This is a genomic window from Mesorhizobium carmichaelinearum (assembly GCF_900199455.1).
Lineage (GTDB): Bacteria > Pseudomonadota > Alphaproteobacteria > Rhizobiales > Rhizobiaceae > Mesorhizobium > Mesorhizobium carmichaelinearum.
Map to the genome: position 1 here is coordinate 63,420 of NZ_FZQR01000016.1, position 19,604 is coordinate 83,023.

The window sequence follows — 19,604 nt, forward strand, 5'->3', positions numbered from 1 at the left end:
TTTCGCTGATCGCCGGGCCGATCTCCGTAACCGTCCGTTAAGCACAATCAGGCGAAAAAGGTTCCGGGTCGTTTGAGTTTGCGGCCATGGGGAATCGGTTATGTGGACGCGTCAGCACAAGCAGAGAAACACCGGCCGGCTGATCATCCCTTCGCTTTGCGTGGTGTTTCTGGCCTATTTCGGCTTCCACGCCTATCACGGCGAGTTCGGCATCAATTCGAAATATCAGCTGGAAGCTCAGACGGTTGCGCTGCAAGGTCAGCTCGATGCGATCAAGGCGCGCCGGATGGAGCTCGAACGCCGCGTTCGGCTCATGCATGACGGCACGCTGGAGAAGGACATGCTCGACGAGCAGGCGCGCCGTGCGCTCAATCTGTCCCAGGCTGACGAAATCACCATCATGTTGCCGGCTTCGTCGAAATAACTGAATTCCAGTTAATCGACAATATTTTCAATGATTTTAATCGCTTAGGCGCATGCCAGCTATGCAAATTCGTCATGGCGCAACGCCCTGACGCGTGTTAGCCTTGCATAAATCGGTGGGGAGAGCTGATCTTCCCAGGGTAGGTTTCATCCTGCCTAATGTCCGCAAAGAGACGCCAACAGGGAGTGATGCATGGCCACCGCAGCCAGAAAAGCGCCTGCCAAATCGAAATCCGACGGCAAATCAGGGCTTTCCGCGCCCAAGCCTGCTGAATTCACCAAGGACGAAGAGCTTGCCGCCTACCGGCACATGCTGCTCATCCGCCGCTTCGAGGAAAAGGCCGGCCAGCTCTACGGCATGGGTTTCATCGGCGGCTTCTGCCATCTCTATATCGGCCAGGAAGCTGTCGTCACCGGCATGAAGATGGCGCTGATCGACGGCGACCAGATGATCACAGCCTATCGCGACCACGGTCACATGCTGGCGATGGAGCTTTCGCCGCGTGGCGTCATGGCCGAGTTGACCGGGCGCCGCGGCGGCCTGTCCCGGGGCAAGGGCGGCTCCATGCATATGTTCTCCAAGGAGAAACATTTTTACGGCGGCCACGGCATTGTCGGCGCGCAGGTGTCGCTCGGCACGGGTTTGGCCTTCGCCAACCGCTATCGCGACAACAACAACGTCTCGCTGACCTATTTCGGCGATGGCGCCGCCAACCAGGGCCAGGTCTATGAAAGCTTCAACATGGCCTCGCTGTGGAAGCTGCCGGTGATCTACATCATCGAGAACAACCGCTACGCCATGGGCACCTCGGTCTCGCGCTCTTCCGCCGAGACCGACTTCTCGCACCGCGGCGCTTCCTTCAAGATTCCCGGCATCCAGGTCGATGGCATGGACGTGCGCGCCGTCAAGGCGGCAGGCGATCTCGCCACCGAATGGTGCCGCGCCGGCAATGGCCCGCTGATCCTCGAAATGCAGACCTATCGCTACCGCGGCCACTCGATGTCCGACCCGGCGAAATACCGCTCGAAGGAGGAAGTGCAGAAGATGCGCTCGGAACATGATCCGATCGAGCAGGTCAAGGCGCGGCTGATCGAGAAGAAGTGGGCGACCGAGGACGAGCTGAAGACCGTCGACAAGGAGGTTCGCGACATCGTCGCCGACGCCGCCGAATTTGCCCAGAACGATGCAGAGCCGGATCCGTCCGAGCTCTGGACCGATATCGTATTGTAAGGGGAGGGCCAGGACATGCCGATCGAAATTCTCATGCCCGCTCTCTCGCCGACCATGGAAGAGGGCAATCTTTCCAAGTGGTTGAAGAACGAGGGCGACAAGGTCGTCGCCGGCGACGTCATCGCCGAGATCGAAACCGACAAGGCGACGATGGAAGTCGAGGCCGTCGACGAAGGCACGCTTGCCAAGATCGTGGTTCCCGCCGGCACCGAAGGCGTCAAGGTCAACGCGGTGATCGCCGTGCTTGCGGTTGAAGGCGAAGACACCGACAAGGCCGGCGAAGGCATCGGCGAAGAGCCTGCCAAGGCTGATGCGGCTGCACCGGCACCGGTTGCGGCCAAGAGCGAGGCCGCGGCACCGGTCGCGGCGGCACCGAAGACCGAGATCGCCGCCGATCCGGATATCCCTGCCGGCACCGAGATGGTCTCGACCACGGTGCGCGAAGCGCTGCGCGATGCCATGGCCGAGGAAATGCGCCGCGACGGCGATGTCTTCGTCATGGGTGAGGAGGTCGCCGAATACCAGGGCGCCTACAAGATCACCCAAGGCCTGTTGCAGGAATTCGGACCGCGTCGCGTCGTCGACACCCCGATCACCGAGCATGGCTTTGCCGGCGTCGGCGTCGGTGCGGCCATGGCCGGACTGAAGCCGATCGTCGAATTCATGACCTTCAACTTCGCCATGCAGGCTATCGACCAGATCATCAACTCGGCCGCCAAGACGCTTTATATGTCCGGCGGCCAGATGGGCGCGCCGATCGTGTTCCGCGGGCCGAACGGTGCCGCGGCCCGTGTCGCCGCCCAGCATTCGCAATGCTACGCCGCCTGGTACAGCCACATTCCTGGCCTGAAGGTGGTGATGCCGTATACGGCCGCCGACGCCAAGGGCTTGCTGAAGGCCGCCATCCGTGATCCGAACCCGATCATCTTCCTCGAGAACGAAATCCTCTACGGCCAGTCCTTCGACGTGCCGAAGCTGGATGATTTCGTGCTGCCGATCGGCAAGGCGCGCATCCACAAGCAAGGCAAGGACGTCACCATCGTCTCGTTCGGCATCGGCATGACCTATGCGGTCAAGGCGGAAGCGGAACTGCGCGGCCTGGGCATCGATGCCGAGATCATCGATTTGCGCACCATCCGCCCGCTCGATCTCGACACCATCATTGCCTCGGTCAAGAAGACCAACCGGCTGGTCGTGGTCGAAGAAGGCTTCCCGCAGAGTTCGGTCGGCGACCATATCGCCAACCAGGTCTCGCAGCGCGCTTTCGATTTCCTCGACGCGCCGGTCATCACCATTGCCGGCAAGGACGTGCCGATGCCTTATGCGGCAAACCTCGAAAAGCTGGCATTGCCGAATGTCGGCGAGGTCATCGAGGCGGTTAAGGCAGTCACATATCGCTAACAGGCTTTTTGTGGGGGAGCAGAAATGGCCACGATGGCAGATGTCAGAGGAATCGCTTGGTCGCTGTATTGGCGGAGCTTTCTGTCCAGCATCGCGTGTGGGTTTTTGGCTGGGGCGGTTTTTGGGTTCGCCGTTGGATTGACTGGCGCGATTTTCGGAGTTCGCCTCGAAGTGATTCGATCAATGAGCACCGTTGGTGGAGCGTGCCTCGGTCTCGCGGCCTCATTCCTCTGTCTGAATTTTTTCTTGGCAAGGTCGATTGGCAAGGAATTCGGAGGCAAACGTCTGGAACTTGCCGTGGTTAGGCCGGCTGGCCTGTAGGGAGAGTAACTATGCCAATCAACATCACCATGCCGGCGCTCTCGCCCACGATGGAAGAGGGCAATCTTTCCAAGTGGCTCGTGAAAGAGGGCGACAAGGTTTCGCCGGGCGATGTCATTGCCGAGATCGAGACCGACAAGGCGACGATGGAAGTCGAAGCCGTCGATGAGGGAACGGTCGCAAAGCTCGTCGTCCCGGCCGGCACCGAAGGCGTCAAGGTCAATGCGCTGATTGCCGTGCTTGCCGCTGAAGGCGAGGACGCAGGCGCCGCCGCGAAAAGCGGTGGTGCTGCTGCACCAGCGAAAGCCGAGGCGCCAAAGGCGGATGCCAAGGCGGAAGCACCAAAGGCCGAGGCGCCAAAGGCCGAACCTGCCGCCCCCGCGCCCAAGGCTGACGCGGCTCCGGTCGCCAATGGTCATGCGGCTGGCGAGCGCACCTTCGCCTCGCCGCTCGCGCGCCGCATCGCCAAGGAGGCCGGCGTCGATGTGTCGGCCGTGACCGGCACCGGCCCGCATGGCCGTGTGGTGAAAGCCGATGTCGATGCGGCGATTGCCGGTGGCGGTGCCAAGGCGGCGCCCGCGGCCAAGGCTCCAGCCGGCGCTCCGGCTGCTGCTTCTGCCGCTCCGGCAGTGAAAGCGATGTCGGATGATCAGGTGCTGAAGCTGTTCGAGCAGGGCTCATACGAGCTCGTCCCGCACGACAATATGCGCAAGACCATTGCGCGGCGCCTGGTCGAAGCAAAATCCACCATCCCGCATTTCTACCTGACGCTCGACTGCGAGCTCGACGCCCTGCTGGCGCTGCGCACGCAGATCAATGCGGCCGCGCCGATGAAGAAGACCGATAAGGGCGAGGCTCCCGCCTACAAGTTGTCGGTCAACGACATGGTGATCAAGGCGATGGCGATGGCGCTGAAGGCGGTGCCGGATGCCAATGCCTCATGGACCGAAAGCGCCATGGTCAAGCACAAGCATGCCGATGTCGGCGTTGCCGTGTCGATCCCGGGTGGCCTGATCACGCCGATTATCCGTAAGGCGGATGAAAAGACGCTGTCGACCATCTCCAACGAGATGAAGGATCTGGCGAGCCGTGCCCGCAGTCGCAAGCTGAAGCCGGAAGAGTATCAGGGCGGCACCACGGCCGTCTCCAATCTCGGCATGTTCGGCATCAAGGATTTTGCCGCTGTCATCAACCCGCCGCATGCGACGATCCTGGCGGTCGGCGCGGGTGAAGAGCGGGCGGTGGTCAAGAATGGCGAGATCAAGATCGCCACCGTGATGTCGGTGACGCTGTCGACCGACCATCGCGCTGTCGACGGCGCGCTCGGCGCCGAGCTGCTGGTCGCCTTCAAGCGGCTGATCGAAAACCCGATGGGCATGCTGGTCTAGGAAAGGAAAAGGCGGTGCGGAAATTCTTCACCAGCCTTTTTGCCTTCATCCTTTCCGGTTTTGTCGGCGGCCTGGTCGCGCAGCAACTGGCCGTCGCTACCGGTGCCGAGGAAGAATACATCATCGTCTTCATGTTCTCGGTGCTGGTGACGTGTGTCGTCACCTTCGTCTTCTTCGTGGCGCAGTTGATGAATGATCCGGTCGCGGCCGTGGCCAGGACGGGCAAGTGGACGCTGATTGTGTTTGTGGTGTTGCTCGTCCTGTTGATCGCGCTGATCCTCTACAGCGATAGCAGCGCCGCGGTGGTGAAGAACGACATTCCAATGGTAACCGGCCTTGGTCTGCCGGGCCTGGTGACCATCATTTTGCAATGGTTGTTCGTGCGCTGGCGCGTGAGACGCGGTTTGATCAAGGCACAAATGGGTGTGGGTGCATGAAGACAGTTCTTTGCTACGGCGACTCGCTGACCTGGGGCCACAACCCGGAGACTTTGGGTCGACATGACTATGAAGACCAGTGGCCAACCGCGCTGGCGACAGCGCTCGGACCGGGCTTCCGCGTCATTGCCGAGGGACTGGGTGGTCGCACCACGGCCTATGACGACTTCCTGTCGGCCGCGGACCGAAACGGCGCGCGGGTATTGCCGACGATCCTGAGCACGCATTCGCCGATCGATCTGATCGTCATCATGCTTGGCTCGAACGACATGAAGCCGTCGATTCACGGCAGCGCGGTGATTGCGTCCTATGGCATGCGGCGCCTCGTCGAGATCGTGCGGGGGCACGCCTATCCGTTCGGCGGCGCCACCCCCGGGATTATTCTGGTTGCGCCGCCGCATATCGTGGAGACCCGCAAGGCGGACTACGCAGAAATGTTGGGGACCGGCGCAATCGAGTCGCCCAAGCTCGCCGGCTTCTATCAAACCGCCGCCGACGAGATGGGCTGCGGCTTTTTTGATGCCGCGAGCGCCGCCAAATGTACACCGCTCGACGGCGTTCATCTCGACGCCGAAAATACGCGCAACATCGGCAAGGCCTTGGCGCCTGTCGTGCGCGGCATGCTGGAACAGTGAATAAGGAGAAAATCCGTGGCTGAGAACTACGACGTCATCATCATCGGCTCCGGCCCCGGCGGCTACGTCACGGCGGTGCGTTCCGCCCAGCTCGGCTTCAAGACGGCGATCGTCGAGCGCGAGCATCTCGGCGGCATCTGCCTCAACTGGGGCTGCATCCCGACCAAGGCGCTGCTGCGTTCGGCCGAGATCATGCACTATTCCGATCACTTGGAGGATTACGGGCTGAAGCTCGAAGGTGGCAAGATCAGTGCCGACACATCGGCCGTGGTCGACCGTTCGCGAAAAGTCTCGCTGCGGCTCAATGGGGGCGTCGCCTTCCTGATGAAGAAGAACAAGGTCGACGTCATCTGGGGTGAAGCCAAGCTGTCGAAGCCCGGTGAAATCGTCGTCTCCAAGACGGCCAAGAAGCCGATGGAACCGCAGCCGCCGGTGCCGAAGGGCGTCAAGGGCGAGGGCACCTACACCGCCAAGCACATCATCCTGGCGACCGGCGCCCGGCCGCGCGCGCTGCCCGGCATCGAACCGGACGGCAAGCTCATCTGGACCTATTTCGAAGCCATGGTGCCGAAGGAGATGCCGAAGTCGCTGTTGGTGATGGGCTCGGGCGCCATCGGCATCGAATTCGCCTCCTTCTACCGCACCATGGGCGCCGACGTGACGGTGGTCGAACTGCTGCCGGCGGTGATGCCGGTCGAGGATGCCGAAGTCTCGAAATTCGCGCAGAAGCAATTCGAGAAGCAAGGCATGAAGATCATCCTCGAAGCCAAGGTGACCAAGGTCGAGAAGGGTGTCAACTCGGTCACCGCGCATGTCGAGATGAAGGACGGCAAGGTCGAGAAGATCACCGCCGACCGCATGATCTCGGCTGTCGGCGTGCAGGGCAATATCGAGGGCCTCGGGCTTGAAGCGCTCGGCGTGAAGACGGACCGCGGTTGCGTCGTCGTCGACGGTCACGGCAAGACGAACGTACCGGGCATCTACGCCATCGGCGATGTCGCCGGCCCGCCCATGCTTGCTCACAAGGCCGAGCACGAGGGCGTGGTGTGCATCGAGAAAATCGCCAACTTCCCCGGCGTGCACGCCATCGACAAGCTCAAGATACCCGGCTGCACCTACTGCAATCCGCAGGTCGCTTCCGTCGGCCTGACGGAAGCCAAAGCCAAGGCCGAAGGCAAGGATATCCGTGTCGGCCGCTTCCAGTTCGCCGCCAACGGCAAGGCGATCGCGCTTGGCGAGGACCAGGGTTTCATCAAGACCATCTTCGACAAGAAGACCGGTCAGCTGTTGGGCGCCCATATGGTTGGTGCCGAGGTGACCGAACTGATCCAGGGCTTTGTCGTGGCGATGAACCTCGAGACGACCGAGGAAGAGCTGATGCACACCATCTTCCCGCATCCGACGCTGTCGGAGATGATGAAGGAAAGCGTGCTCGACGCCTATGGCCGCGCCTTGAACGCATGATAGATTCGCCGCGAGAGACTCAGCCGCGAAAGCCGCAGGAGTTCGACGGCAAGGCAGTTCGTTTCCGGATGCATTTTTACGCGCGTAAGGAGAAGGCATATGCACTTGAACGGCGTGGGCTGGATCGCAGCCATCATCATCGGCGGCCTGGCAGGCTGGCTCGCCGAAATGGTCATGAAGAGCAACACCGGAATTTTCATGAACATTATCATGGGTATCGTTGGTGCGGTCGTGTTGAACGCCCTCCTGCAGGCGCTCAATTTCGGTCCGTTCGGCGTCGGCTGGACCGCCTATCTGATCACCGGCTTCATCGGTGCCTGCCTGCTGATCTGGGTCGGTCGTCTGGTGCGCCGCTAGTCGATATTGTTCCCTTCTATGCGAAAACGGTTGTAGCGGCATGCGCTGCTGCAGCCTTTTTCTTTGTGCTGAAAAGTCCTAGATGACGTAAACGTGACGATCGCCGACGGGCGGTCGCAAGAAAAGCCAGGGTTCAGATGGTCACTGTCCTCGACACGATCGCCAACGCGCCGCGGCTGCGGCACCCCGAGAAGGCGCACAAGCCCGACCAGGAGGTGCTGCGCAAGCCCGACTGGATCCGCGTCAAGGCGCCGGTCTCGAAGGGTTACGCCGAGACACGCGAGATCGTGAAATCGCACAAGCTGGTGACGGTCTGCGAAGAGGCCGGCTGCCCAAACATTGGCGAATGCTGGGAAAAGAAGCACGCCACCTTCATGATCATGGGCGAGATCTGCACGCGCGCCTGCGCCTTTTGCAATGTCGCCACCGGCATTCCGACCGCGCTCGATGCCGATGAGCCAGCGCGCGTCGCGCATGCCGTCAAGCAGATGGGCCTTAGCCACGTCGTCATCACCTCGGTCGACCGCGACGATCTCGCCGATGGCGGCGCACAGCATTTCGCCGAAGTCATTCGCGCCATCAGGGCGGCGACGCCCTCAACGACGATCGAAATCCTGACGCCCGATTTCCTGCGCAAGGATGGTGCGCTCGAAGTCGTCGTGGCGGCCAAGCCCGACGTCTTCAACCACAATCTCGAAACCGTGCCGTCGAACTATCTGACGGTCCGCCCGGGCGCCCGCTACTTCCACTCGATCCGGCTGTTGCAGCGGGTCAAGGAACTCGATCCGTCGATCTTCACCAAGTCCGGCATCATGGTCGGCCTGGGCGAGGAGCGGAATGAAATCCTGCAGCTGATGGACGATTTGCGTTCGGCCAATGTCGACTTCATGACCATCGGCCAATATCTGCAGCCGTCGAAGAAGCACCATCCGGTGATCCGCTTCGTCACTCCCGAGGAGTTCAAGTCCTTCGAGACCATCGGCCGGACAAAGGGTTTCCTGCTGGTGGCATCGAGCCCGCTGACGCGCTCATCGCACCATGCCGGCGACGATTTCGCCCGGCTGCGCGCGGCGCGGGAAGCACAGCTCAGAAAAACCAGCTGACAACCCGTCTTCATGCCGAAATTCGAAGCCACCCGTCGCGTCGCCCATACGCCGGAAGAAATGTTCAGGCTGGTCGCCGATGTCGAGGCTTACCCGCAATTCCTGCCGCTGTGCGAGGCGCTGGCCGTGCGCTCTCGCAAAGAGCGCGACGGCCGCACCATTCTCCTCGCCGACATGAGCATCGGCTACAAAGCGATCCGCGAGACCTTCACTACGCAGGTGCTACTGAAGCCCGACGAGAAGACCATCGACGTCAAATATATCGACGGCCCGTTCAAATACCTCAGCAACATCTGGCGCTTCGACCCGGCCGATAGCGGTTGCGAGGTCCACTTCTTCATCGACTATGAGTTCAAGAGCCGCATTCTCGGCGTGCTGATGGGAACGATGTTCGACCGCGGCTTCCGCATGTTTTCCGAGGCCTTCGAGAAGCGTGCCGACATCATCTACGGGGTTAAGCCGGCCTGACGCCATCGCGGTGAATCCGTGCCTTATCCAAACGCGCGCAGGCCGAGCTGCAGCGCGTGTCTCACCGTCTCGTGGCGGATGAATTCGCGGCCCTTGTGGCCAAACAGCTGGCGCTCGGCGACAACCGGCTGGCCGGCCAGGGCAAGGCCGAACCAGACGAGACCGACCGGCTTGTCAGCTGAACCGCCGCTTGGACCGGCAATGCCGGTAACGGCAAGAGAAAGGCTCGCGCGCGAATGCGTCAGCGCGCCGGCCGCCATCTCCAGCACTGTTTCGCGCGACACAGCTCCATGCGCGTCGAGCGTTTCGGCGGAAACGCCGAGCATCTCCATCTTGGCTTCGTTGGAATAGGTGATGAAGCCGCGGTCGACCACGGCGGAGGAGCCGGCAATGTCGGTGAGCGCGGCGATGATCAGGCCGCCGGTGCAGCTTTCGGCTGTCGCCAGCATGATGCCACGTTGCTGGCAGGCCAGCAGCAGGGCGTTTGCGAGTTCGGCGTTGCTCATTCCGGCACCTCGCCGGGGAACACCACGCTGGCGGTGGCGATCGCCGCGATGCCTTCCTCGCGGCCGACGAAGCCGAGCTTCTCATTGGTTGTCGCCTTGATCGAGATGCGATCGGCGGAAATCCCCAGCATCTGCGACAGGGCTGCCGTCATCGCCTCGCGGTGCGGCCCGACGCGCGGCGCCTCGCAGATCAGTGTGATGTCGGCATTGGCGATGCGTCCGCCGCGTTCGCGCACCACTTTGGCCGCATGCTCGACGAAGATCCGCGACGCAGCACCCTTCCACTGCGGATCCGACGGCGGAAAATGCGTGCCGATGTCGCCGGCGCCGCAGGTCGCCAGCAGCGCGTCGGTCAAAGCGTGCAGGCCGACATCGGCATCGGAATGGCCGGACAGTTTTTTGCCGTGCGGAATGGCGACGCCGCACAGGGTGACATGGTCGCCGGGCTCGAAGGCGTGGACGTCGTAGCCGTTGCCGGTACGGATGTCGGGGAAGTGTGTACGTTCGCTGGAAAGCCGCTGGTGCGCCATGGCGATGTCCCGTGCCCAGGTGAGTTTGACATTGTCCGGCGAGCCGGGAACGAGCTTGACTGGAATATGCGCCCATTCGGCGATGGCCGCGTCGTCGGTGAAGTCCAGCCGGCCCAGCTGATGGGCCTTGTCGTGTGCGGCAAGGATTGGCCCATAGGGAAAACCTTGTGGCGTTTGCGCCGCATGCAGCCCGCTGCGGGAAACGGTTTCCGCGACGACGCCGGCAGCCGACTCGCGCTTCAGCGTGTCGGCGACGGGCAGGGCGGGCAACGCCCCCTCGTTCTCGCCAATGGCGGCGATGGTGCGGTCGATCAACTCCGCGTCGACGAACGGTCGGACGGCATCGTGAATCAGAACCTGATCCGGCGCGTGGTCTTTGAGCGCAAGCAGCCCCAGCCGGACGGACTCCTGCCTGGTCGGTCCGCCAATGACGGCGGTGACACGCTCAGCCTGGGTGCCCGCCGCTTGCCGGAACAGTTCGTGGTCGTCGGCGTGGATGGCGACGACAATCCGGCCGGTTCGCGGATGGGCCAGAAACATCTCCAGCGTATGTGCAATGACGGCGCGGCCACCGATGTTCTGGTACTGCTTGGGCCCGTTGGCCTGTCCGGCACGAGCGCCGCGGCCGGCGGCGACGATCACCACCGCAACCCCACCTGTCGCGCTCGCGTTTTCACTTCCGTCAGTCATGGCGATTGGCTTAGCGCACGATCCCCAAAAGTGTAATTGGTTTTCCAAAAAGATCGTGCGTCAAATTTGAACTCCAAAGCGTCTTGAAGGACGCGCGGCGCCCTGGTTGCGGCAAAAATCGAAGGCCGGGATTTTCCCAATTGCGCCTTAATGTGGCGTCATTCCGCGTTGCACATTGCGGCCGATATGGCTAGAGAATGTGCAACGAATGGACATGCTTGGTTTTTGTGCATGGTTAACCTGACCAAATTGGCCGCGCCTCTCGGCGTCGGCGGCGTGGAAATCCGCAATCGCGTATTCCTCGCACCGATGTCGGGCATCACCGACGAGCCTTTCCGGCGACGCGCCCATGCGCATGGCGCGGGCCTGGTCGTGTCCGAAATGGTGGCAAGCGGCGAACTCGCCAAGGGCAGGGCCGGCTTCGACCTGCGCATACGTCATTCCGGCCTGCCCGTCCATATGGTGCAGCTGGCTGGCCGCGAAGCGGCACACATGGCCGAAGGCGCGCGCATCGCCGCCGGCGAGGGCGCCGACATCATCGACATCAATATGGGCTGTCCGGCCAAGAAGGTCACCGGCGGTTATGCCGGTTCGGCATTGATGCTGGATCTCGACCATGCGCTGTCGCTGATCGAGGCCGTGGTTGGCGCGGTCAAAGTGCCGGTGACGGTCAAGATGCGGCTCGGCTGGGACGAGGGCGCGCTCAATGCGCCCGTCCTGGCGCGCCGTGCCGAGCAGGCGGGCGTCAAGATGGTGACGGTGCACGGCCGCACGCGCTGCCAGTTCTATCAGGGCAAGGCCGACTGGCGTGCCATCGCCCGCGTCAAGGAAGCGGTGTCGATTCCCGTCGTTGCCAATGGCGATGTCTGCTCCCCGGCCGACGCAGCCGCCATTCTCGACCAATCCGGCGCCGATGCCGTGATGGTCGGCCGTGCCCATTATGGCGCGCCTTGGATCGCCGGTGGCATCGCAGCCGTAGCCGCAGGCAAAACGGTGACCGACCTGCCTCAGACTCCCGCGGCTCTGGCCGACTATATCGTCGCCCACTACGAGGACATGCTGGCGCTTTATGGCGTCGAGAGCGGCCTACGCCAGGCGCGCAAGCATCTGGGCTGGTATCTCGATCGCCATGCCGTCGGCGTCGCCGATGACGACCGAAAAGCGATCATGACCACGTTCGAGCCGGCCCGTGTCATTGCCTTGCTGCGAAATGTGTTCTCGCGTGATCCGCAATCCTTGAACCTGCGGAGCGCCGCATGAACGCCACCGCTGGCCAAGGCATCGAGACGCCGAATGCCGCCCAGATCGTCCTCAACACGATCCGGCGCCCGGTGATCATGATCAGCGAGGAAGGGTTCATCACCTTCGCCAATGCCGATGCCGAGGACTTCTTTCGCTCCAGCGCAACCATGCTGGCGCGCAACACTCTGTCCAAGCTGATCCCCTTCGGCAGCCCGCTGCTGACGCTGGTCGATCAGGTGCGCGAGCGCCGGGCTCCGGTCAACGAGTACCGCGTCGATGTGTCGTCGCCACGCCTCGGCATCGAGAAGGTCGTCGATCTCTATGTCGCGCCGGTACCGGAATTCCCGGGCTCCGTCGTGGTCATGTTCCAGGAGCGGTCGATGGCCGACAAGATCGACCGCCAGATGACGCATCGCGGTGCGGCGCGCTCGGTGACCGGCCTGGCGGCGATGCTCGCCCATGAAATCAAGAACCCGCTCTCCGGCATTCGCGGCGCCGCGCAACTGCTCGAACTATCCGCCTCCGACGAAGACCGTGCGCTGACCCGACTGATCACCGACGAGACGGACCGAATCGTCTCGCTGGTTGATCGCATGGAGGTGTTTTCCGACGAGCGGCCGATCGATCGCTATCCCGTCAACATCCATGTCGTGCTCGACCATGTGAAGGCGATCGCAAAGAACGGTTTTGCCAAGAGAATCAAGATGTTGGAGGACTATGATCCATCATTGCCTCCGGTATTCGCCAATCGTGACCAGCTGATCCAGGTGTTCCTGAACCTGGTCAAGAACGCCGCCGAGGCAATCGGCAGCGACCCACAGGGCGAGATCGTGCTGTCGACCGCCTTCCGGCCGGGCATTCGCGTTTCGGTTCCAGGCACACAGGACCGCGTCTCGTTGCCGCTGGAGTTCTGCGTGCGCGACAATGGCTCCGGCGTCTCGGAGGATATTCTGCCGATCCTGTTCGATCCCTTCATCACCACCAAGCCGAACGGCTCGGGGCTGGGGTTGGCGTTGGTCGCCAAGATCGTCGGCGAGCATGGCGGCATCATCGAATGCGATTCGACCCCACGCGGAACCACCTTCCGCATCCTGATGCCGGCCTGGAAGGAAACGCCGTTCGGCGCTGAAGAAGACGGTGAAGGAGACCGCAAATGACGGTTCGCGGCAATATTCTCGTCGCCGATGACGATGCGGCGATCCGCACGGTTCTAAATCAGGCGCTGTCGCGTGTTGGCCATGAGGTGCGCGTGACCTCCAACGCCTCGACGCTATGGCGCTGGGTGGCGGCCGGCGAGGGCGATCTGGTCATCACCGATGTGGTGATGCCGGACGAGAACGCCTTCGACATGCTGCCGCGCATCAAGAAGGCACGGCCGGAGCTGCCGGTCATCGTCATGAGCGCCCAGAATACGTTCATGACGGCGATCCGTGCGTCCGAGACCGGCGCCTACGAATATCTGCCAAAACCGTTCGACCTGACCGAACTGCTCAACATCGTCAACCGGGCGCTGTCGGAGCCAAGGCGGCCGAAGATCGATGCGCGGCCGGACGAGCAGCCTGAAACGATGCCGTTGGTCGGCCGTTCGGCGGCCATGCAGGACATCTACCGCATGCTGGCGCGCATGATGCAGACTGACCTGACGGTGATGATCTCGGGCGAATCCGGTACCGGCAAGGAACTGGTGGCCCGCGCCCTGCACGAATATGGCCGTCGTCGCGGCGGGCCGTTCGTTGCCATCAACATGGCGGCAATCCCACGCGATCTCATCGAATCGGAACTGTTCGGCCACGAGAAGGGCGCTTTTACCGGTGCCCAGAACCGCTCCACCGGCCGTTTCGAGCAGGCCGAGGGCGGCACGCTGTTCCTCGACGAGATCGGCGACATGCCGATGGAGGCGCAGACGCGCCTGCTGCGTGTCCTGCAGCAGGGCGAATACACCACGGTCGGCGGCCGCACGCCGATCAAGACCGATGTGCGCATTGTCGCCGCCACCAACAAGGATCTGCGCACGCTGATCAACCAGGGACTGTTCCGCGAGGATCTGTTCTATCGTCTCAATGTCGTGCCGCTCAGGCTGCCGGCATTGCGCGAGCGTTCCGAGGACGTGCCCGATCTCGTGCGCCACTTCTTCAAGCTTGGCGAGATGGAAGGGCTGCAGACCAAGCGCATCTCTTCCGGCGGCATCGAACTGATGAAGCGCTACCCCTGGCCGGGCAATGTGCGTGAACTGGAAAACCTCGTTCGCCGGCTGGCCGCGCTCTATTCGCAGGACGAAATATCAGCCGAGATCATCGAGGCGGAACTGAAGACCGGCGAGCGCCCCGTGGTACCCGGCGGCGGCAACCTCATTCCCGACGACCTCTCCATCGGCCAGGCGGTCGAGCATTTCCTGCAGCGCTATTTCGCTTCGTTTGCCGGCGAATTGCCGCCCGCCGGGCTCTACCAGCGCATTCTGTCCGAAGTCGAATATCCGCTGGTCCTGGCCTCGATGACCGCAACCCGCGGCAACCAGATCAAGGCTGCGGAACTGCTGGGGCTGAACCGCAACACGCTGCGCAAGAAGATTCGCGAACTGGGCGTCAACGTTTATAAATCGTCGCGGCCGGGCTGAGCTCTGATCTGACGCACTCTTTTCAGGGGACTGAGCGGCGAAACATTTCCGCCATTGTCACACTTGTTGCATAATCGCCACAATGCGTTGCATAGATCGGACGCAATCATTGGCTCCCAGACGGCGACATGGCTCCGCAGGCACCTGTACTCAACCAACCGCTTTTCAGCGAACCCGGCGCGCGCGACGGACGCCGCCTGCTGGCGCTGCCCGGCGTCGTGGCGGTCGTCGGCGCGCTGGTCATGGCGGCCATTTCGTTCACCATCCTGGTCGGCGCGACGCCGATCGCGCCTGACGCCAGGACGACCTGGGCGCTGATCGCGCTCAACGCCGCCTTCGTACTTTTCCTCAGCGCGCTGGTCGGACGCGAAGTGCATCGCATCGTCATGGCGCGCCGGCATGGCAAGGCGGCCTCGCGGCTGCATGTGCGCATCGTCGCCATGTTCGCGCTGGTTGCCGCCATTCCCGCCATCATGGTTGCGATCATCGCCTCGATCACGCTCGATATCGGCCTCGACCGCTGGTTCGAGATCCGCACCAAGACGATCGTCAATTCCTCGCTGTCGATCGCCGATGCCTATGTTCAGGAAAATGCCCGCAATTTGCAGGGCACGACGTTGTCGATGGCCTATGACCTCGATGCGTCGCGCACGCTCTACGGCCTTGATCGCACAGGCTTTCTCGACCTCCTGAACAAGGAGGCGGTGGGCCGGTCGCTGGCCCATGCGGCGCTGATCAAGCCCGACGGCTCGTTCGTCATGAGCGCCAAGACGGATGCCGACTTCGCCATGCCGGAACCGCCGGAAGGCTCAGTCAGCAGCGCCACCGAAGGAAAACCGGTGCTGATCGAGCCGCGCACCCGCAACATCATGGGCGCCATCGTCAAGCTGCGCGAGATCGAGGGCCTCTACCTCTACACCATCCGCCTTGTCGATCCCGAGGTGATCAAGGCGCGGCAGATCGTCAGGTCCAACACCGACGAATACCGCAATCTCGAAGACAACAGGCGCACCTCGCAAGTGGCCTTCGCGCTGCCCTACCTATCGCTGACCCTGATCATCATCCTGTCAGCAATCTGGACCGGCATTGCCGTCGCCGACCGTCTCGTGCGGCCCATTCGCCAGCTTATCGGTGCTGCCGATGAGGTGGCGACCGGCAATCTCGACGTCGCGGTTCCCGTCAGGCCTTCGGACGGCGATGTCGCTTCGCTCGGCGATACCTTCAACAAGATGTTGCTGGAGCTCAAATCGCAACGCAACGAGATCCTGTCGGCAAAAGACCTGATCGACGAGCGGCGGCGCTTTTCGGAGGCCGTGCTCGCGGGCGTCACCGCCGGCGTCATCGGCGTCGATCCCTACGGCATCGTCACCATCGTCAACCGTTCGGCCGAATCGATGCTGGCCATCTCCGCCAGCGCCGCGCTCGGGCAGAACCTTTCCGCCATTCTGCCGCATGTCGGCCGCGTCTTCGAGATCGGCCGCCAGTCGGGCAAACCCGTCTACCGCGAGCAGGTGACATTCTTCCGCGCCGGCACCGAGCGCACCTTCAACGTGCAGATCACCATCGAGGCGGGCGACGACGGTTCGGAGGAAAAATCCTACGTCGTGACGGTCGACGACATCACCGATCTGGTTCAGGCGCAGCGTTCTTCTGCCTGGGCGGATGTGGCGCGCCGCATCGCCCACGAGATCAAGAACCCGCTGACGCCGATCCAGCTTTCGGCCGAGCGCATCAAGCGCCGCTATGGCAAGGTCATCACTGAGGACCGCGAGGTTTTCGACCAGTGCACCGACACCATCATCCGGCAGGTGGAGGACATCGGCCGCATGGTCGACGAATTCTCCGCCTTCGCGCGCATGCCCAAGCCCGAGATGAAGGCCATCGATCTGCGCGAATCGCTACGCGAGGCGTCGTTCCTGGTCGAAGTCAGCCGCGCCGACATCACCTTCGAGCGGGTGTTCGGCAACGAACCGCTGAAGGGCACCTTCGACAGCCGCCTTTTGGCGCAGGCGTTCGGCAATGTGATCAAGAATGCCGCCGAGGCCATCGACGGGCTGGAACAGAAGGACGGTTCGCACGGCATAATCCGGATTCAAGCCGGCCGTCACAATGGCGCGATTCGAATCGACGTCATCGACAATGGCAAAGGCTTGCCGCGCGAGAATCGCCAACGGCTGCTCGAGCCCTATATGACCACACGCGAGAAGGGCACCGGACTTGGTCTCGCTATCGTCAAGAAGATCGTGGAGGACCATGGTGGCAGGCTGGAACTTCATGATGCACCTGCGGATTTCCATGGTGGGCGCGGTGCGATGATCAGCATCATCCTGCCGCTCGCGGCTGCCATGCCGTTGCGCGGTGAAGCCAAGACGGAACACGAAAGAGAAACTGAAAAGGTCGGTAATGGCGTCTGATATTCTCATCGTCGATGACGAGGAAGACATCCGCGAGCTCGTCGCAGGCATCCTGAGCGACGAAGGTCACGAAACCCGTACGGCATTCGATGCCGACAGCGCGCTGGCAGCAATAGCTGATCGTGCGCCGAGGTTGATTTTCCTCGACATCTGGCTGCAGGGCTCGCGTCTGGACGGCCTGGCGCTGCTCGACGAGATCAAGACCATGCATCCTACGCTGCCGGTGGTGATGATCTCCGGCCACGGCAACATCGAGACGGCGGTCTCGGCCATCCGCCGCGGTGCCTATGATTTCATCGAGAAGCCGTTCAAGGCCGACAGGCTGATCCTCATTGCCGAGCGCGCGCTGGAAACCTCGAAGTTGCGGCGCGAGGTTTCCGACCTCAAGCAGCGCAGCGGCGAGACCTTCGACCTGATCGGCATGTCGTCGGCGATGAGCCAGTTGCGCCAGACCATCGAGCGCGTCGCGCCGACCAACAGCCGCGTGATGATCATTGGCCCTTCGGGCTCGGGCAAGGAACTGGCGGCGCGCGCCATCCACACGCTGTCGGCGCGCAAGGGCGCGCCGTTCGTGACGCTGAGCGCCGCCAACATCACGCCCGAGCGCATGGAGATCGAGCTGTTCGGCACCGAATCGAATGGCGTCGAGCGCAAGGTCGGCGCGCTGGAAGAGGCCCACCGCGGCATTCTCTACATCGACGAAGTGGCCGACATGCCGCGCGAAACGCAGAACAAGATCCTGCGCGTGCTGGTCGAGCAGCAGTTCGAGCGGGTGGGGGGCACAAAGCGGGTCAAGGTCGACGTCCGCATCATCTCCTCGACCTCGCAGAACCTGGAAGCCATGATCGCCGACGGACGTTTCCGCGAGGATCTCTACCACCGCCTGGCGGTGGTTCCGGTCATGGTGCCGGGGTTGGCCGAGCGACGCGAGGATATTCCCTATCTCGTCGACAATTTCATGAAACAGATCGCCCGCCAGGCCGGCATCAAGCCGCGCCGCATCGGCGACGACGCGCTGGCCGTGCTGCAGGCACACAACTGGCCGGGCAACGTCCGCCAGCTGCGCAACAATGTCGAGCGGCTGATGATCCTGGCGCGCGGCGACGACGTCGATGCGCCGATCACCGCGGACCTTCTGCCGTCCGAGATCGGCGATGTCATGCCGCGCACGCCGAATCAATCCGACCAGCACATCATGGCGCTGCCGTTGCGCGAAGCGCGTGAACAGTTCGAGAAGGACTATCTGATCGCCCAGATCAACCGCTTTGGCGGCAACATCTCGAAGACAGCCGAGTTCATCGGCATGGAACGTTCCGCCCTGCACCGCAAACTGAAGTCGCTGGGCGTCTGACGCGCGCGATGTCCATTCAGTCGCGTGTGGGCCAACCATTTGCCGGTTACGGCAGCGGCGGAATCGCATAAGACAGCCCGAGAATTTCCCAGGGGTCGCCAATGCCGCGCATTGCCTATGTCAACGGGCGCTACGTCGCTCACGCCGACGCTTCCGTGCATATCGAGGACCGCGGCTATCAGTTCGCCGACGGTGTCTATGAGGTCTGCGAGGTCGCGAGGGGCTTCATCGTCGACATGCCGCGCCATCTGGCCCGGCTGAACCGCTCGCTGACCGAACTGTCGATCGCCTGGCCGGTCGCGCGCAACGTGCTGCCGCTCATCCTGCGCGAAGTGGTCAACCGCAACCATGTCGTCAATGGCCTAGTCTATGTCCAGGTGACGCGCGGTGTCGCCAGCCGCGACTTTGTCTTCCCTTCGGCGGACACCAAGCCGGCTTTGGTGGTGACCGCCAGGAAGGCCGACCCCGCCGCCGCTACAAAGCGAGCCGAAACAGGTATCGCGGTCATCACCGTCCCCGAGAACCGCTGGGACCGGGTCGACATCAAGACGGTTGGACTGCTGCCCAATGTATTGGCCAAGCAGAAAGCCAAGGAAGCCGGCGCCCAGGAGGCGTGGTTCGTCGATACCGATGGCAACGTCAAGGAAGGCGGTTCGTCGAACGCCTGGATCGTCACCCGGGACGGCGTCCTGGTCACCAGGCCGGCCGAGCACGGCATCCTGCGCGGCATCACCCGCACGACCATGTTCGAAGTGGCGGCAAAGCTCGGCCTGAAGATCGAAGAGCGCGGTTTTTCCGTTGCCGAGGCCAAGGCGGCGCGCGAGGCTTTCATCAGTTCGGCGACGACAATTGCCATGCCTGTCGTGGCCATCGACGGCGATCCGGTGGCCAACGGGCACCCCGGCTCTGTGACACTTTCGTTGCGGCAGGCCTTTTTTGACATTGCGGAAAAAAGTCCAGCCTGATAACCGCACAGGTGGAATGAACATCAATATATCTCGTTCTGCTTGTCGTTACTGACGACAAGAC

The 19,604-nt window shown here is 62.5% G+C and carries 18 protein-coding genes; 16 read left to right on the forward strand and 2 right to left on the reverse strand.

Annotation, left to right across the window (positions count from 1 at the left end; translation table 11 throughout):
* Nucleotides 1-100 precede the first annotated feature (100 nt).
* The 10 genes from CKW40_RS29455 to CKW40_RS29505 all read left to right on the forward strand — a co-directional run bounded on the left by CKW40_RS29455 (nt 101) and on the right by CKW40_RS29505 (nt 9,228).
* Nucleotides 101-424 (forward strand): FtsB family cell division protein, encoded by a 324-nt coding sequence (locus CKW40_RS29455; protein ID WP_095203325.1) that lies wholly within the window; start codon nt 101-103, stop codon nt 422-424.
* Nucleotides 425-616: 192 nt separating this feature from the next.
* Complete coding sequence (pdhA, locus tag CKW40_RS29460; protein ID WP_095203326.1) at nt 617-1,654, forward strand: pyruvate dehydrogenase (acetyl-transferring) E1 component subunit alpha; 1,038 nt, start codon at nt 617-619, stop codon at nt 1,652-1,654.
* Between the two features lie 15 nt (nt 1,655-1,669).
* Nucleotides 1,670-3,055, forward strand: coding sequence for a pyruvate dehydrogenase complex E1 component subunit beta (locus tag CKW40_RS29465; protein ID WP_095203327.1), 1,386 nt, complete (start codon nt 1,670-1,672; stop codon nt 3,053-3,055).
* Between the two features lie 332 nt (nt 3,056-3,387).
* Nucleotides 3,388-4,764: a pyruvate dehydrogenase complex dihydrolipoamide acetyltransferase gene (locus CKW40_RS29475; RefSeq protein WP_095203329.1), complete on the forward strand. Its 1,377-nt coding sequence runs from the start codon at nt 3,388-3,390 to the stop codon at nt 4,762-4,764.
* 14 nt (nt 4,765-4,778) lie between these two features.
* Nucleotides 4,779-5,201, forward strand: a complete 423-nt coding sequence (locus tag CKW40_RS29480; protein WP_095203330.1) for a hypothetical protein — start codon at nt 4,779-4,781, stop codon at nt 5,199-5,201.
* Nucleotides 5,198-5,836, forward strand: a complete 639-nt coding sequence (locus tag CKW40_RS29485; RefSeq protein ID WP_095203331.1) for an SGNH/GDSL hydrolase family protein — start codon at nt 5,198-5,200, stop codon at nt 5,834-5,836. The genes CKW40_RS29480 and CKW40_RS29485 overlap by 4 nt, the downstream gene beginning before the upstream one ends.
* A 15-nt stretch (nt 5,837-5,851) precedes the next feature.
* Entirely contained in the window at nt 5,852-7,300 is a 1,449-nt protein-coding gene (gene lpdA, locus CKW40_RS29490; protein WP_095203332.1) for a dihydrolipoyl dehydrogenase, read from the forward strand.
* Between the two features lie 99 nt (nt 7,301-7,399).
* Entirely contained in the window at nt 7,400-7,657 is a 258-nt protein-coding gene (locus tag CKW40_RS29495) for a GlsB/YeaQ/YmgE family stress response membrane protein (protein ID WP_095203333.1), read from the forward strand.
* Between the two features lie 137 nt (nt 7,658-7,794).
* Entirely contained in the window at nt 7,795-8,760 is a 966-nt protein-coding gene (gene lipA / locus CKW40_RS29500; RefSeq protein ID WP_095203334.1) for a lipoyl synthase, read from the forward strand.
* 12 nt (nt 8,761-8,772) lie between these two features.
* The gene (locus CKW40_RS29505; protein WP_095203335.1) at nt 8,773-9,228 is read left to right on the forward strand and encodes a type II toxin-antitoxin system RatA family toxin; all 456 of its coding nucleotides are present in this window, start codon (nt 8,773-8,775) and stop codon (nt 9,226-9,228) included.
* A gap of 23 nt (nt 9,229-9,251) precedes the next feature.
* On the opposite strand, the gene CKW40_RS29510 is transcribed toward CKW40_RS29505, so the two are convergent.
* Together CKW40_RS29510 and CKW40_RS29515 are read right to left on the reverse strand one after the other, a co-directional pair.
* On the reverse strand, nt 9,252-9,734 hold the full coding sequence (locus CKW40_RS29510) for a CinA family protein (RefSeq protein WP_095203336.1): 483 nt from the start codon (nt 9,732-9,734) through the stop codon (nt 9,252-9,254).
* Nucleotides 9,731-10,954: a bifunctional 2-C-methyl-D-erythritol 4-phosphate cytidylyltransferase/2-C-methyl-D-erythritol 2,4-cyclodiphosphate synthase gene (locus CKW40_RS29515; RefSeq protein WP_095203337.1), complete on the reverse strand. Its 1,224-nt coding sequence runs from the start codon at nt 10,952-10,954 to the stop codon at nt 9,731-9,733. The genes CKW40_RS29510 and CKW40_RS29515 overlap by 4 nt, the downstream gene beginning before the upstream one ends.
* 231 nt (nt 10,955-11,185) lie before the next feature.
* Between CKW40_RS29515 and dusB the strand changes: the two genes are divergently transcribed.
* From dusB to CKW40_RS29545, 6 genes are all read left to right on the forward strand, one after another.
* A complete protein-coding gene (gene dusB / locus CKW40_RS29520; protein WP_095203338.1) occupies nt 11,186-12,214 on the forward strand; it encodes a tRNA dihydrouridine synthase DusB in 1,029 nt (342 codons plus the stop codon).
* Nucleotides 12,211-13,353: a two-component system sensor histidine kinase NtrB gene (locus CKW40_RS29525; protein ID WP_095203339.1), complete on the forward strand. Its 1,143-nt coding sequence runs from the start codon at nt 12,211-12,213 to the stop codon at nt 13,351-13,353. Before dusB ends, CKW40_RS29525 begins: the two co-directional genes overlap by 4 nt.
* A complete protein-coding gene (ntrC, locus tag CKW40_RS29530) occupies nt 13,350-14,810 on the forward strand; it encodes a nitrogen regulation protein NR(I) (protein WP_019858034.1) in 1,461 nt (486 codons plus the stop codon). Before CKW40_RS29525 ends, ntrC begins: the two co-directional genes overlap by 4 nt.
* Nucleotides 14,811-14,938: 128 nt before the next feature.
* Nucleotides 14,939-17,224, forward strand: a complete 2,286-nt coding sequence (locus tag CKW40_RS29535) for a sensor histidine kinase NtrY-like (RefSeq protein WP_095203340.1) — start codon at nt 14,939-14,941, stop codon at nt 17,222-17,224.
* Nucleotides 17,214-18,575 carry a nitrogen assimilation response regulator NtrX gene (gene ntrX, locus CKW40_RS29540; RefSeq protein WP_010909346.1) on the forward strand — a complete coding sequence of 454 codons (1,362 nt, stop codon included), beginning with the start codon at nt 17,214-17,216 and terminating at the stop codon, nt 18,573-18,575. The genes CKW40_RS29535 and ntrX overlap by 11 nt, the downstream gene beginning before the upstream one ends.
* Before the next feature lie 101 nt (nt 18,576-18,676).
* Complete coding sequence (locus tag CKW40_RS29545; protein WP_095203341.1) at nt 18,677-19,540, forward strand: D-amino-acid transaminase; 864 nt, start codon at nt 18,677-18,679, stop codon at nt 19,538-19,540.
* Nucleotides 19,541-19,604: the final 64 nt, after the last annotated feature.

Excerpts from the sequence above, each read along its gene's own strand:
- ntrC (WP_019858034.1), top strand. The coding sequence starts at position 13,350 with ATGACGGTTCGCGGCAATATTCTCGTCGCCGATGACGATGCGGCGATC.
- lipA (WP_095203334.1), top strand. The coding sequence starts at position 7,795 with ATGGTCACTGTCCTCGACACGATCGCCAACGCGCCGCGGCTGCGGCAC.
- dusB (WP_095203338.1), top strand. The coding sequence starts at position 11,186 with ATGGTTAACCTGACCAAATTGGCCGCGCCTCTCGGCGTCGGCGGCGTG.
- CKW40_RS29535 (WP_095203340.1), top strand. The coding sequence starts at position 14,939 with ATGGCTCCGCAGGCACCTGTACTCAACCAACCGCTTTTCAGCGAACCC.
- CKW40_RS29510 (WP_095203336.1), bottom strand. The coding sequence starts at position 9,734 with ATGAGCAACGCCGAACTCGCAAACGCCCTGCTGCTGGCCTGCCAGCAA.
- pdhA (WP_095203326.1), top strand. The coding sequence starts at position 617 with ATGGCCACCGCAGCCAGAAAAGCGCCTGCCAAATCGAAATCCGACGGC.
- CKW40_RS29525 (WP_095203339.1), top strand. The coding sequence starts at position 12,211 with ATGAACGCCACCGCTGGCCAAGGCATCGAGACGCCGAATGCCGCCCAG.
- CKW40_RS29515 (WP_095203337.1), bottom strand. The coding sequence starts at position 10,954 with ATGACTGACGGAAGTGAAAACGCGAGCGCGACAGGTGGGGTTGCGGTG.
- CKW40_RS29485 (WP_095203331.1), top strand. The coding sequence starts at position 5,198 with ATGAAGACAGTTCTTTGCTACGGCGACTCGCTGACCTGGGGCCACAAC.
- CKW40_RS29465 (WP_095203327.1), top strand. The coding sequence starts at position 1,670 with ATGCCGATCGAAATTCTCATGCCCGCTCTCTCGCCGACCATGGAAGAG.
- ntrX (WP_010909346.1), top strand. The coding sequence starts at position 17,214 with ATGGCGTCTGATATTCTCATCGTCGATGACGAGGAAGACATCCGCGAG.
- CKW40_RS29455 (WP_095203325.1), top strand. The coding sequence starts at position 101 with ATGTGGACGCGTCAGCACAAGCAGAGAAACACCGGCCGGCTGATCATC.
- CKW40_RS29545 (WP_095203341.1), top strand. The coding sequence starts at position 18,677 with ATGCCGCGCATTGCCTATGTCAACGGGCGCTACGTCGCTCACGCCGAC.
- CKW40_RS29505 (WP_095203335.1), top strand. The coding sequence starts at position 8,773 with ATGCCGAAATTCGAAGCCACCCGTCGCGTCGCCCATACGCCGGAAGAA.
- CKW40_RS29475 (WP_095203329.1), top strand. The coding sequence starts at position 3,388 with ATGCCAATCAACATCACCATGCCGGCGCTCTCGCCCACGATGGAAGAG.
- CKW40_RS29495 (WP_095203333.1), top strand. The coding sequence starts at position 7,400 with ATGCACTTGAACGGCGTGGGCTGGATCGCAGCCATCATCATCGGCGGC.